Origin of the sequence: Xanthomonas prunicola (assembly GCF_002846205.1) — a bacterium.
In the GTDB taxonomy this organism is placed as follows: Bacteria; Pseudomonadota; Gammaproteobacteria; order Xanthomonadales; family Xanthomonadaceae; genus Xanthomonas; species Xanthomonas prunicola.
Map to the genome: position 1 here is coordinate 463184 of NZ_PHKV01000003.1, position 13228 is coordinate 476411.

The 13228-nt window shown below is 64.8% G+C and carries 11 protein-coding genes; 4 read left to right on the forward strand and 7 right to left on the reverse strand.

The window, feature by feature from the left end; all coding sequences use genetic code 11:
• Positions 1–84 precede the first annotated feature (84 nt).
• From ileS to murJ, 3 genes are all read right to left on the reverse strand, one after another.
• Positions 85–2916, reverse strand: coding sequence for an isoleucine--tRNA ligase (gene ileS / locus XpruCFBP8353_RS12040; protein ID WP_101363452.1), 2832 nt, complete (start codon positions 2914–2916; stop codon positions 85–87).
• Positions 2917–2922: 6 nt separating this feature from the next.
• Complete coding sequence (locus XpruCFBP8353_RS12045; RefSeq protein ID WP_101363453.1) at positions 2923–3975, reverse strand: bifunctional riboflavin kinase/FAD synthetase; 1053 nt, start codon at positions 3973–3975, stop codon at positions 2923–2925.
• 198 nt (positions 3976–4173) lie between these two features.
• Complete coding sequence (gene murJ / locus XpruCFBP8353_RS12050; RefSeq protein WP_101363454.1) at positions 4174–5766, reverse strand: murein biosynthesis integral membrane protein MurJ; 1593 nt, start codon at positions 5764–5766, stop codon at positions 4174–4176.
• Between the two features lie 116 nt (positions 5767–5882).
• Between murJ and rpsT the strand changes: the two genes are divergently transcribed.
• Entirely contained in the window at positions 5883–6152 is a 270-nt protein-coding gene (rpsT, locus tag XpruCFBP8353_RS12055) for a 30S ribosomal protein S20 (RefSeq protein ID WP_003484323.1), read from the forward strand.
• Positions 6153–6243: 91 nt separating this feature from the next.
• Here the strand turns inward: rpsT and obgE are convergent, their stop codons facing one another.
• The 3 genes from obgE to rplU form a co-directional block, all read right to left on the reverse strand.
• A complete protein-coding gene (gene obgE / locus XpruCFBP8353_RS12060; RefSeq protein ID WP_101363455.1) occupies positions 6244–7311 on the reverse strand; it encodes a GTPase ObgE in 1068 nt (355 codons plus the stop codon).
• 258 nt (positions 7312–7569) lie between these two features.
• Complete coding sequence (rpmA, locus tag XpruCFBP8353_RS12065) at positions 7570–7830, reverse strand: 50S ribosomal protein L27 (protein WP_003484326.1); 261 nt, start codon at positions 7828–7830, stop codon at positions 7570–7572.
• A gap of 12 nt (positions 7831–7842) precedes the next feature.
• The gene (gene rplU, locus XpruCFBP8353_RS12070; protein WP_046342025.1) at positions 7843–8163 is read right to left on the reverse strand and encodes a 50S ribosomal protein L21; all 321 of its coding nucleotides are present in this window, start codon (positions 8161–8163) and stop codon (positions 7843–7845) included.
• A gap of 292 nt (positions 8164–8455) precedes the next feature.
• On the opposite strand from rplU, the gene uvrA reads away from it, so the two are divergent.
• Both uvrA and XpruCFBP8353_RS12080 read left to right on the forward strand, forming a co-directional pair.
• On the forward strand, positions 8456–11422 hold the full coding sequence (gene uvrA, locus XpruCFBP8353_RS12075; RefSeq protein WP_101363456.1) for an excinuclease ABC subunit UvrA: 2967 nt from the start codon (positions 8456–8458) through the stop codon (positions 11420–11422).
• Positions 11422–11826: an acyl-CoA thioesterase gene (locus XpruCFBP8353_RS12080; protein ID WP_243391101.1), complete on the forward strand. Its 405-nt coding sequence runs from the start codon at positions 11422–11424 to the stop codon at positions 11824–11826. The genes uvrA and XpruCFBP8353_RS12080 overlap by 1 nt, the downstream gene beginning before the upstream one ends.
• A 113-nt stretch (positions 11827–11939) precedes the next feature.
• On the opposite strand, the gene XpruCFBP8353_RS12085 is transcribed toward XpruCFBP8353_RS12080, so the two are convergent.
• Entirely contained in the window at positions 11940–12368 is a 429-nt protein-coding gene (locus XpruCFBP8353_RS12085; RefSeq protein WP_101363458.1) for a copper chaperone PCu(A)C, read from the reverse strand.
• Between the two features lie 65 nt (positions 12369–12433).
• Here XpruCFBP8353_RS12085 and XpruCFBP8353_RS12090 point away from each other — a divergent pair, with 65 nt between their 5' ends.
• Positions 12434–13204 (forward strand): enoyl-CoA hydratase/isomerase family protein, encoded by a 771-nt coding sequence (locus tag XpruCFBP8353_RS12090; RefSeq protein WP_101363459.1) that lies wholly within the window; start codon positions 12434–12436, stop codon positions 13202–13204.
• The last annotated feature ends 24 nt before the right edge of the window (positions 13205–13228 follow it).

Consider the following 13228-nt stretch of genomic DNA (forward strand, 5'->3'; position numbering starts at 1 on the left):
CCGGCGCTGCGCGCCACCTTCTCCCGCTTGCGGGAGAAGGGATAGTGGAACGGACTCCCGCCTGCGGGAGAAGCAATCAAGACATCAGAACCAGCGACGCTGCTCGCCGGGGCCTTCGATATTGCTGACGCAGCGGCTGCACAGTTCCGGGTGACGTGGGTCGCTGCCCACGCTGGCCTGGTGATGCCAGCAGCGCACGCACTTGGCCTTGGTCGTGGGCTGCGCGCTGACGAAGATGTCGTCGGTGCTGGCCGCGGTCACGGTGACATCGCCACTGATGAACAGGAAGCGCAGCTCCTCGGCCAGCGGCTGCCAGCGCGCGGCAGTCTGCGCGTCGGCGGCCACGGTGATCTCCGCTTCCAGCGCCGCGCCGATGGCGCCATTGGCCCGCATCGGCTCCAGCACCTTGGCTACCTGCTCGCGCACGACCAACAACTTGTCGACATCCGCACTGGTCAACGCGGCGTCAGCCGGCAACGGCGCAAGGCCGTCGTACCAGGTGGCGAACAGGACGTTGTCGGCATGCTTGCCCGGCAGGTAGCCCCACAGTTCCTCGGCGGTGAAGCTCAATACCGGCGCGATCCAGCGCACGAACGCCTCGGCCACGTGATACATCGCGCTCTGCGCCGAACGGCGGCCGCGCGCATCTTCGGCCATCGTGTACAGGCGGTCCTTGGTGACGTCCAGGTACAGCGAGCCCAGGTCCACGCTGCAGAAATTCAGCAGCGCCTGCACGATCTCGGCGAAGTCGTAACGCGCATACGCGGCCACGATCTTTTCCTGCAGCTCGTGCGCGCGATGCACGATCCAGCGGTCCAGCAGCACCATGTCGTCCAGCGCCACCAGGTGTTGCAGCGGATCGAAGCCATGCAGGTTGCCGAGCAGAAAGCGCGCGGTATTGCGCAGGCGGCGATAGGCATCGGCATTGCGCTTGAGGATCTCCTGCGACAGCGACATCTCGTTGCTGTAATCGGCCGAAGCGATCCACAGACGCAGGATGTCCGCGCCCAGGGTCTTCATGATGTCCTGCGGCTCGATGCCATTGCCCAGCGACTTGGACATCTTGCGGCCGTGCTCGTCCACGGTGAAGCCGTGGGTCAGGCACTGCTTGTACGGGGCCGCCTTGTCCATCGCCACGCCGCTCAGCAGCGAGGACTGGAACCAGCCGCGGTGCTGATCGGAGCCTTCCAGATACAGGTCGGCCGGCTTGGGCAGGCCACGATCCGGAAGCACTGCTTCATGGGTCACGCCGGAGTCGAACCACACATCCAGGATGTCGGTGATCTTGTCGTAATCGGCTGCTTCATCGCCCAGCAGTTCGGCCGCGTCCAGCGTGTACCAGACGTCGACGCCGCCCTGCTCCACGCGGTCGGCCACCTGGCGCAACAGCTCGGTGCTGCGCGGATGCGGCTCGCCGGTTTCGCGGTGCACGAACAGCGCGATCGGCACGCCCCAGGTGCGCTGACGCGAGATGGTCCAATCCGGGCGTCCGTCGACCATGCCGGCGATACGCGCCTGGCCCCAGGACGGATACCAATGCACGTTTTCGATGGCTTTCAGCGCATCGGCGCGCAGGTTGGCCTGCTCCATCGAGATGAACCACTGCGGTGTGGCGCGGAACGCAATCGGCGTCTTGTGTCGCCAGCAATGCGGATAGCTGTGCTCCATCTTGCTGGCCGCCAACAGCACGCCGGTGTCGCGCAGCGCTTCGATGATGACGTCGTTGGCTTTCCAGATATGCAGCCCGGCCAGCACGGTGTCGCCCAGCGGCGGCGTCGACGGCAGATACACGCCGCGCCCGTCCACCGGGTTGATCTGCGCGGCGCCATAGCGCTCCAGCAGGCCGTATTGCTTGGAGACCTGGTAGTCCTCCTGGCCGTGACCCGGTGCGGTATGCACCGCGCCGGTACCGTCCTCGGCCGACACGTGATCGCCCAGCAGCAGCGGGATCTCGCGTTCGGCATAGAACGGGTGGTTCAGCCGCATCTGCTCCAGCGCGGCGCCCTTGGCGTGACCATGGACCGCGACTGCGTCCACGCCGTAACGGGCCAGCGCCTTGGCAGCGAGCGCTTCGGCGATCACCAGCCAGCGTGGCTGGCCGCGATCGGCCGGGCCTTCGACCAGCACATAGTCGAGCTCCGCGCCCAGGCTCACCGCCAGCGAGGCCGGCAGCGTCCACGGCGTGGTGGTCCAGATCGGCACCGCCACACCCACGCCACCCGGTAGCGTCGCGCCGAATGCGGCAGCGACGGCGGCCGGATCACGCGCCGGATAGGCGATATCCACCGTCGGCGACACCTTGTCGGCGTATTCGATCTCGGCTTCGGCCAATGCCGAGCCGCAATCGAAGCACCAATGCACCGGCTTGACGCCGCGGGTCAGGTGGCCGTTATCAACCACCTTGGCCAGCGCGCGGATCTCGTTGGCTTCGAAGCGGAAATCCAGCGTCCTGTACGGGTTGTCCCAATCGCCGATCACGCCCAGGCGCTTGAAATCGCGCCGCTGCAGATCGATCTGCTCGGTCGCGTATTCGCGGCACTTCTGGCGGAACTCGGCTGCGTCGAGCTTGACGCCGACCTTGCCGTATTTCTTTTCGATCGCGATCTCGATCGGCAGGCCGTGGCAGTCCCAGCCCGGGATGTAGGGCGCATCGAAGCCAGCCAGGTACTTCGACTTGACGATGATGTCCTTGAGGATCTTGTTGACCGCATGGCCCAGGTGGATCTGGCCATTGGCATACGGCGGGCCGTCGTGCAGCACGAACAGCGGCCGTCCGGCGGCATTGGCACGCAGTTGCGCGTAAAAGCCCTCGCGCTCCCAACGGTCCAGCATCGCCGGCTCGCGCTTGGGCAGGTCGCCACGCATCGGAAATTCCGTCGCAGGCAGATGAAGAGTGGCTTTGTAGTCTTGGGTCACAGGAATCTACCGTTGCGCTGGATTTCTAGAGAAGTCCGCATATGGATGTGCGGGCTCTTGCGAGGGACTCGCATGATCTTCGGGCTCTTGCGAGGAACGCGCAGTCGCTAAGGGGTGTTGCGGAGAACTCACAGGCGCCGCCAACACCGCACGCGCCTGTTCGGCATCGCGATGCATCTGCACGGTCAGCGCCTCCAGGCCATCGAACTTTTCTTCGTCGCGTAGCTTGGCGACGAATTCGACGTCGATGTGCCGGCCATACAGATCGCCCTGGAAATCGAACAGGTGCGCTTCCAGCAGCGGCTCCACACCGGCCACCGTTGGACGGGTGCCAAAACTCGAGACCGACGGCCATGGCGTCTCGGCCACGCCATGCACCCAGGTCGCATAGATTCCCGACAGCGCCGGCGTACGCGGAAAGCGCAAGTTGGCAGTGGGATACCCCAAGGTGCGACCGAGCTGTTTGCCGCGCACTACCCGGCCACCGATGGCGTACGGGCGGCCAAGCAAGTCGCCGGCGTGGGCGAATTCGCCGTCACCCAGCAGTTCGCGAATGCGCGTTGCCGAAATCCGCTCACCGTGCAGATGCACGGGAGCGATCTCGCCGGCCACAAAGCCATGCTGTTGGCCGAGCGTACGCAGCAGGCCGATGTCGCCACCGCGCCGATGACCGAAGCGGAACTCCGGGCCAATCCAGACTTCGCGCGCACATAGCCGGCCGACCAGCGCCAGGCGTACGAAATCTTCCGCGCTCATCTTCGACAGGCGGCCGTCGAAACGGATCATGCCCACGCTGTCGGCGCCGAACCCGTACAAGCCTTCGATCTTGGCGCGTGCCAGGGTCAGACGCGGCGGCGGCGCGGCGGGCGCAAAGAACTCGCGCGGCAGCGGCTCGAAGCTCACCGCCACTGCTGGCACGCCGAGTGCGCGCGCGCGCGCCACGGCGTGTTGCACCAGCGTCCGATGCCCCAGGTGCAGGCCATCAAAAGCGCCGATGCAGACCACGCTTCCGCGCGGGAACAGCGTCCCGCCATCGACGTCTCTAAACAGCGTGCTCATTCCTCGATCCAAACAGATGCCGGCCAGCCGGCCGACCCTCGTTGATGCGTAACCTGTAAGTATAGCCGTGCCAGTCAAGCCGCATGGGCGCGCACTTGGGCGCGGCAGCGCCCAACTAACCACCCTGCGATTGGCTGCACGAAACGCTACCCAACGCAGGCGACCGTGCAGCACGCCCACGCATGTTCGGCAGTCACCCTAGCCTTCGCGCAGATGCCGCGGCCGCAGCCCCAGCGCCAGCTGCGCGACCAGATAGGTCGCCCCGCCACTGCCCACCAGCACCGCCAGCCAGCCAATGCGGCTCCACTTGTCCATCTGCGTAAACGACGGCAGCCACCACAGCAGGCTCAACAGCACCGCCACCATCGCCGCACATGCCAGCAGCAGGCGCAGCGCATAGCCAGCCCAACCCGGCCGGCGCTGGTACACGCCGGACTTGCCCAGCCAGTACCACAGCAATCCCAGATTGAGATAACTCGACAGTGCACTGGCGATACCCAGCGCCAGATGCAGGCCCGGCTGCTTGCCCAGCGCCTGCATCACGCCCTGCGCCCTGAGCTCGGGCGGCACCATGATCTGGTAGACCACCGCCAGCAGCGCGAAGTTGAACACCATGTTGGCGATCAGCGCCGCGACCCCGGCACGCACCGGGGTACGGGTGTCCTGGCGCGCGTAGAAGGCCGGCAGCAGCACCTTCAGCATGGCGTAGGCCGGCAGGCCAAAGCTCAACCCGTAGACCGACATCGCGGTCATGCGGGTGTCGAATGCAGTGAACTGGCGGTACTGGAACAACGTCGCCACCAACGGCTCGGCCAGCAGCAGCAAGCCCAGCATGGCCGGCATCGCAATCAGCAAGGTGGTGCGGAAGCCCCAATCCAGCGCGCCGGAGAACGCGGCGCGGTCGGTTTTGACGTGATGGCGGGCCAGCGCAGGCAGGATCACCGTACCCAACGCCACGCCGAACACACCCAGCGGCAATTCCAGAAAGCGATCGGCCAGCGACAGCCACGACTGCGAGCCGTCGGCCAGCCGTGCGGCGATCACCGTGTCCAGCATCAGGTTGATCTGCGCGATCGACGAACCGAACAGGGTCGGAATCATCAGGGTCAGCACCTTGCGCACATCCGGGTGATTCCAGCCCCAGCGCGGCAGCGTCAGCAGGTCGATACCTTTCAGCGCTGGCAGCTGGAACAGCAACTGCAGCGCACCGGCCACCAGGACCGCCCAGCCCAGCGCCAGGATCGGCACCTCCAGCCGCGGCGCCAGCCACAGCGCGCCGGCGATCATGCACAGGTTGAGGATCACCGGCGTCAGCGCCGGAATGGCGAAGCGCTGGAAGCTGTTGAGCGCGCCGCCGGCCAGCGCCGTCAACGAAACGAACAGCAGAAACGGAAAGGTCAGCCGCAGCAGATCGACCAACAATCCGTATTTTTCCGGATCGGTTGCCGCGCCATCGGAAAACACCGCGGCCAGCTGCGGGGTGAAGATCAACCCCAGCGCAGTGATCAGCAGCAACATCCCGCCCAAGGTCCCGGACACGCGCGCCATCAGTTCGCGCAAATCGGCGTGCGGGCGGGTTTCCTTGACCTCGGTGAACACCGGCACGAACGCGGTGGCGAATGAGCCTTCGGCGAACAACCGGCGCAGGAAATTGGGAATGCGGAACGCCACCCAGAACGCGTCGGTCACCGCATTGGCGCCGAAAGTAGTGGAAATCGCCTGGTCGCGGATCAGGCCGAGCACCCGCGAGATCATGGTCATACTGCTGAATGAGAGCAGGCCTCTCAACATGCCGGGCTTGCTCACGCTGCATCCCTCTTGACAACTGACTTGACGTACATATCTGGGTCCATCATACTTTCGCGCTTGCTTTTTCCACCATACCGATTTTTCAGGAACCCACCACCGTGGCCAATATCAAGTCCGCCAAGAAGCGCGCCAAGCAGACCATTGTGCGCAATGAGCGCAACACCGGTCAGCGTTCGATGCTGCGCACCGCCGTCAAGAAGGTGATCAAGGCCCTTGACGCCAACGATGCTGCAGGCGCCGAAGCTGCTTTCGCCGTTGCCCAGCCCATCCTCGACCGTTTCAGCGCCCGTGGCCTGATTCACAAGAACAAGGCTGCGCGTCACAAGAGCCGCCTGACCGCTCGCATCAAGGCCATCAAGGCCGCGTAAGCGATCAGATGGCGCATTGCCGGAAGCCTGGCTCCCGGCAACATAGAAAAACCCGGCCTTGGCCGGGTTTTTTGTGTGCCTGCGCCTGCACTCAGCCCGCATTGCACGCCTCGAGTTCGTCTTCGCGCTGGCGGTCGAAGAACGCCATGACGTCTTTCATGATCGGGAACGTGCCATCACGCCCGAGGGCGGATACCAGGTACCACGGTGCCGTCCAGCCCAGCTCGGCCACAATGGTTTCGGCAGCAGCACGCGCTTCGTCTTCGAACATCAGGTCGGCCTTGTTGAGCACCAGCCAGCGCGGCTTCTTCAGCAATTCGGGATCATGCCGCTCAAGCTCGCGCTCGATGGTGCGCACCTGATCGGCCGGCGACACGCCATCCACACCACCCTCGCCATACACGCCCAGAGCAGGCGAAATATCCACCAGATGCAGCAGCAGGCGGGTGCGCTGCAGATGGCGCAGGAACTGGGTGCCCAGACCGGCGCCGTCGGCAGCGCCTTCGATCAGGCCCGGCACGTCGGCGATGACGAAGCTGCGGTAGGCCTCGACACTGACCACGCCCAGATTCGGATACAGCGTGGTGAACGGATAGTCGGCCACCTTCGGCGTTGCCGAGGACACCGCACGGATCAGGGTGCTCTTGCCGGCGTTTGGGAAACCCAGCAGGCCGACGTCGGCCAGCAGCTTGAGCTCGAGCTTGAGCAGACGCTCTTCGCCTTCTTCGCCGGTGGTGGACTGGCGCGGCGCGCGGTTGACCGAGCTCTTGAAATGCATGTTGCCCAGGCCACCCTTGCCACCCTTGGCCACCAGCAAGCGGTCACCGTGCTGGGTGAGGTCGCCGATCACTTCATCGGTCTGCACGTTCATCACCACGGTGCCGACCGGCACCACGATGACGCGGTCTTCGCCACCCTTGCCATAGGCCTGGCGACCCATGCCGTTCTCGCCGCGCTGCGCCTTGAAGGTGCGCTCATGGCGGAAGTCGACCAGGGTATTGACGTTCTCGTCGGCCACGATCCAGACGCTGCCGCCGGCACCGCCATCGCCACCGTCGGGACCGCCCAGCGGAATGAACTTCTCGCGGCGAAAGCCGACACAGCCATTGCCGCCATTACCGGCGGTCACCAGGATTTCTGCTTCGTCGACTAACTTCATGAGCTTACAAACCGGGAATGGGGAATGGGGAATAAGGAATAAGGAATGGGCAAGCACGAGCAGCCCATGAGCGATGGCGAGAACATCACCAGCACGACAGCAGAAAACGCGATGGGCACACAGCCGGCTTTTCCGATTCCCGACTCCCGATTCACAATTCCCCGCCGTCAAACGAAAAACCCCGCCGAAGCGGGGCTCTCCGTATCGTTGGCAACCGCGCTGGGCGCGGCTGCGAACTGGCCTGCATGGAGCGGGCGATTACGCCTCGGCGACCACGCTGACGGTGCGACGCTTCTTCGGACCCTTGGTGGAGAACTCCACCTTGCCGTCGACCAACGCAAACAGCGTGTGGTCGCGACCCAGGCCGACGCCGGCGCCCGGATGGAACTGGGTGCCGCGCTGACGCACGATGATGTTGCCGGCGTCGATGGCCTGGCCACCGAAGATCTTCACGCCGAGGTACTTCGGGTTGGAATCGCGACCGTTGCGCGAGGAACCTACGCCCTTTTTATGTGCCATGACTGGTTCTCCTTACTTCTTGTCGCCACCGGCGATGCCGGTGATCTCGATTTCGGTGTAGTGCTGACGGTGTCCCTGACGCTTCATGTGGTGCTTGCGGCGACGGAACTTGATGATGCGCACCTTGTCGGCGCGGCCATGGGCCACGACCTTGGCGGTGACCGAGGCGCCCTTCAGCGCATCGCCCAGCTTGATGCCATCGCTATCGCCCAGCATCAGGACGGTGTCGAACTTGATCTCGTTGCCTGCTTCGACGTCGAGCTTTTCCACGCGGAGCGTTTCGCCCTGCGCGACGCGGTATTGCTTACCGCCGGTTACCAGAACTGCGTACATGACCAGGTGTTCCTCTGTAGTTATTATGGTCGCCTGACTTGCCCATGGGGCAGACAGGAGCGGGATTGTACTGGCCTAGCGGGTTTCGGGTCAACCCGCAAGCAGGTTCGCGGCCGCGCACGCGAATCGGACTGATGGAACGCATCATCCGGCCGCCACAACGGCCCCGGCAGACTGGCATTTGGGGCAATTGCCCTCACCTAGGTCGGCGGGTAGGCTGATCGACTGCCACTCATTCCTGCTGAGCACGCTCGCACCACTGCCGGTTCGCCGGCCCGACATCGGATTCCCCATGGCGATGGATTTCATCCGCATCCGCGGCGCGCGGACGCACAACCTCAAGAACATCGACCTCGACCTGCCTCGCGACAAACTGATCGTGATCACCGGCCTTTCCGGTTCGGGCAAGTCGTCGTTGGCGTTCGACACCATCTATGCGGAGGGCCAGCGCCGCTACGTCGAGTCGCTGTCGGCGTATGCGCGCCAGTTCCTCAGCGTGATGGAAAAGCCGGACCTGGACCACATCGAAGGCCTGTCCCCGGCCATTTCGATCGAACAGAAATCGACCTCGCACAACCCGCGCTCCACGGTCGGCACGATCACCGAGATCTACGATTACCTGCGCCTGCTGTACGCGCGGGTCGGTCAGCCGCGCTGCCCGGACCACGGCTTCCCGCTGGAAGCGCAGACCGTCAGCCAGATGGTCGACCACATGCTCACGCAGGACCAGGAGCAGCGTTACATGCTGCTGGCGCCGGTGATCCGCGAGCGCAAGGGCGAGCATGCGCAGGTGTTCGAGCAGCTGCGCGCGCAGGGCTTTGTGCGCGTGCGCGTGGATGGCGAGCTATACGAGATCGACGCGGTGCCGCCGCTGGCACTGCGCCAGAAACACACCATCGAGGCGGTCATCGACCGCTTCCGCCCGCGCGAAGACATCAAGCAGCGCCTGGCGGAGAGTTTCGAAACCGCGCTCAAGCTCGGCGAAGGCATGGTGGCGGTGCAGTCGCTGGACGACCCGGCCGCAGCCCCGCACCTGTTCTCGTCCAAGTACAGCTGCCCGGTCTGCGATTACTCGCTGCCGGAGCTGGAGCCGCGGCTGTTTTCGTTCAACGCACCGGTAGGCGCCTGCCCCAGTTGCGATGGCCTGGGCGTGGCCGAATTCTTCGACCCGGACCGCGTGGTCGTGCATCCGGAACTGTCGCTGTCGGCCGGTGCGGTGCGCGGCTGGGATCGACGCAATGCCTATTATTTCCAGCTGATCGCCTCGCTGGCCAAGCACTACAAGTTCGACGTGGACGCGGTGTGGAACACCTTGCCGGCCAAGGTGCGCCAGGCGGTGCTGTTCGGCAGTGGCGATGAGGTGATCAGCTTCACCTACTTCACCGACGCGGGCGGGCGCACCACGCGCAAGCATCGCTTCGAAGGCATCCTGCCGAATCTGGAACGCCGTTACCGCGAGACCGAATCGCCGGCCGTGCGCGAAGAGTTGACCAAGTACGTCAGCCAGCAGCCCTGCCCAGCCTGCAATGGCACGCGCCTGAATCGCGCCGCGCGCAACGTGTTCGTGGCCGATCGTCCGCTGCCGGAGCTGGTGGTGTTGCCGGTCAACGAAGCGCTGAATTTCTTCCGCGGATTGTCGCTGCCGGGTTGGCGCGGCGAGATTGCGGCCAAGATCGTCAAGGAAATCGCCGAGCGCCTGGGCTTTTTGGTCGATGTGGGCCTGGATTACCTCACATTGGAACGCAAGGCCGACACCTTGTCCGGCGGCGAAGCGCAGCGCATTCGCTTGGCCAGCCAGATCGGCGCCGGTCTGGTCGGCGTGATGTACGTGCTGGACGAGCCGTCGATCGGCCTGCATCAGCGCGACAACGAACGCCTGCTGGGTACGCTGACGCGGCTGCGCGATCTGGGCAACACCGTCATCGTGGTCGAACATGACGAAGACGCCATTCGCCTGGCCGACCACGTGCTGGATATCGGGCCCGGTGCCGGCGTGCATGGCGGCGAAATCTGTGCGCAAGGCACGCTGCAGGACATTCTGAAATCGCCACGTTCGTTGACCGGGCAGTACCTGTCCGGCAAGCGCCGCATCGAGATTCCCAAGCAGCGCCACAAGCCCAACCCGAAGATGATGCTGCATCTGCGCGGGGCGACCGGCAACAACCTGAAGAATGTCGACCTGGAGATTCCGGCCGGCCTGCTGACCTGCATCACCGGCGTCTCCGGGTCGGGCAAGTCGACGCTGATCAACGATACCTTGTTCACACTGGCGGCCAACGAAATCAACGGCGCCTCGCATACGGTGGCACCGCATCGCGAAGTCGAAAATCTGGACCTGTTCGACAAGGTCGTGGATATCGACCAGTCGCCGATCGGGCGTACACCGCGCTCCAACCCGGCGACCTACACCGGCATGTTCACCCCGTTGCGCGAGCTGTTCGCGCAGGTGCCCGAGTCGCGTGCACGTGGTTATTCGCCGGGCCGTTTCAGCTTCAACGTGCGTGGTGGCCGCTGCGAGGCCTGCCAGGGCGACGGCATGATCAAGGTGGAGATGCACTTCCTGCCCGACGTCTACGTGCCGTGCGATGTCTGCCACGGCAAGCGCTATAACCGCGAAACGCTGGAGATCCGCTACAAGGGTTTCAATATCAGCGACGTGCTGCAGATGACCGTGGAAGATGCGCTGCGGCTGTTCGAGCCGGTGCCGTCGATCGCACGCAAGCTGGAAACGCTGGTCGATGTGGGATTGAGCTACATCAAGCTGGGCCAGAGCGCGACCACGCTCTCCGGCGGTGAAGCGCAGCGCGTCAAGCTGTCCAAGGAACTGTCGCGTCGCGATACCGGGCGCACCCTGTACATCCTGGACGAGCCAACCACCGGCCTGCACTTCCACGACATCGAAGCGTTGCTCGGCGTGCTGCACAAGCTGCGCGACGAAGGCAACACGGTGGTGGTGATCGAACACAATCTGGACGTGATCAAGACCGCCGACTGGATCGTGGACCTGGGTCCGGAAGGCGGCCATCGCGGCGGCAGCATCCTGGTCTCCGGCACACCGGAAGATGTGGCTGCGCACAAGGCGTCCTACACCGGGCAGTTCCTGGCCAAGATGCTGCCGTCGGTGAAGGCGCGCGAGACGCGTCCGGCGGCGATGGCCAACAAGCCCGATGCACGTCCGCCGCGCAAGGTCAAACCGGAGAAGGTGGCCAAGGTCGCCAAATCCGCCACCAAGAAGACTGCAAAGAAGAAGGCAAGCTGATGAGCGAACACAAGGTTCTGGCACGCATCCCGATCAGCGTGCGCTGGCGCGACATGGACAGCATGGGTCACGTCAACAACGCCAAGTACATTTCCTATCTGGAAGAAGCGCGCGTGCGCTGGATGCTGGGCGTGCAAGGCGTGGCGATGACCGACCGCATCGCGCCGGTGGTTGCCGCCACCAACGTCAACTACAAGCAGCCGTTGATCTGGCCGAATGACATCACCGTCGAGTTGTTCGTCGAACGCCTGGGCACCAGCAGCGTGACCATCGGCCACCGCATCTTCGACCAGAAGGACGACAGCAAGCTGTACTCCGATGGCAACGTGGTGGTGGTGTGGATCGATACGCAGACCGGCAAGAGCGCGGCGCTGCCGGATGCGGTACGCGCGGCCAGCACCTGAGTGTTAGCGACCCGGCTGCCGAGGCGCCTCACGGTCAAAAACTGACGGCGGCTCTTCCGGGAACCGCCGTGTTGGTTTGCACGCTGGGGTGTTGCGCGACAGTCGGCCAACCATCAAGACCCCGGCGCGCGCTTGCGTGCTTCCAACGTGGCCTTGATTTCGCGACCGTCCTGCAAGGTAAAGCTCACCGGCACCTGCGCACCCTCCTGCAGCGGCGCAGTCGCGTCCATCAACATCAGATGCAGGCCGCCCGGCGCCAGCGGCACCGACTTGCCGGCCGGCAATGCCAGCTCCGGCACCGCACGCATGCGGTTGACACCATTGGTCTGCATGCTTTCGTGCAACGAGACATCGGCAAACACGCTGCTCTTGGCAGCAGTGATCTTCAGCGACTGCGCACAGCCGTTATGAAACTGCCCGAAACCCGCTGCCATCCCCATGCCGCCCGGCGGCGGAATGCGGATCCAGCCATTCTTGAATTCGGGCAGGCATTGCGCCGACACGCCCGCACTTGCCACCAGCGCAAACGCCGCGAGTGCCACGCCCGCACGCCTAACCCGCCCGCTTCGACTGCCGTCTATCATGACCCGACCTCCAGGAGCCCCGAATGAGCATCCAGATCTTAGACCATGGCCGTCTTCGCGAAATCCGTCTGGCGCGTCCGCCGGTCAATGCGCTGGACAGCGCGCTGTGCCAGGCGTTGAGCGTTGCGGTGCAGCAGGCGGGCGATGAGGTCGATGGCATCGTGCTGTCGGGTAGCGAGCGGATTTTTTCCGGCGGCATGGATGTGCCGCATCTGCTGGCGCATGGCACCGACCGCGCCGCGCTACTGGCCAGTTGGACCGCGTTCTTTGGCGCCGCGCAGGCGCTGGCCAATAGCCGCGTGCCGGTGGCGGCGGCGATCGGCGGGCATGCGCCGGCCGGTGGATGTGTGCTGGCGCTGTGTTGCGACTACCGGGTGATGGCGCGCAGTGCCGACACCGCAAAACCCTATGCGATCGGCCTGAACGAAGTGCAGGTGGGCCTGGCCGCGCCGGAAGGCATCCAGCGCCTGTTGCGTCGCGTGGTCGGCGCGCACCGCGCCGAGCGCCTGCTGATCTCCGGGCAACTGCTACCGGCCGAACAAGCAGTCAAGATCGGCCTGGTGGACGAGCTGGTCGACGGCGAGCTGGTCACCGCGCGTGCGGTGGCATGGCTACAGGAGCTGCAACAGCTGCCGCGCCAGCCGATGCTGACCACGCGTACGATTGCGCGCGCGGACCTGCGCGCGGCATTGGCCCCCGAGTTGATCCAGCTGGAGCGCTTCATCGATGGCTGGTACGCGCCGGATGCGCAGACCGCGCTGCATGGCTTGGTGGCGCGCCTGCAGAAGGCCTGAGCACCGCCGTCGCGGCGCCCATTG

Bases quoted from the DNA above. Each gene is read 5' to 3' on its own strand.
- XpruCFBP8353_RS12045 (WP_101363453.1), bottom strand. From the start codon at position 3,975: ATGAGCACGCTGTTTAGAGACGTCGATGGCGGGACGCTGTTCCCGCGC.
- murJ (WP_101363454.1), bottom strand. From the start codon at position 5,766: ATGTTGAGAGGCCTGCTCTCATTCAGCAGTATGACCATGATCTCGCGG.
- obgE (WP_101363455.1), bottom strand. From the start codon at position 7,311: ATGAAGTTAGTCGACGAAGCAGAAATCCTGGTGACCGCCGGTAATGGC.
- rpmA (WP_003484326.1), bottom strand. From the start codon at position 7,830: ATGGCACATAAAAAGGGCGTAGGTTCCTCGCGCAACGGTCGCGATTCC.
- rplU (WP_046342025.1), bottom strand. From the start codon at position 8,163: ATGTACGCAGTTCTGGTAACCGGCGGTAAGCAATACCGCGTCGCGCAG.
- uvrA (WP_101363456.1), top strand. From the start codon at position 8,456: ATGGCGATGGATTTCATCCGCATCCGCGGCGCGCGGACGCACAACCTC.
- XpruCFBP8353_RS12080 (WP_243391101.1), top strand. From the start codon at position 11,422: ATGAGCGAACACAAGGTTCTGGCACGCATCCCGATCAGCGTGCGCTGG.
- XpruCFBP8353_RS12090 (WP_101363459.1), top strand. From the start codon at position 12,434: ATGAGCATCCAGATCTTAGACCATGGCCGTCTTCGCGAAATCCGTCTG.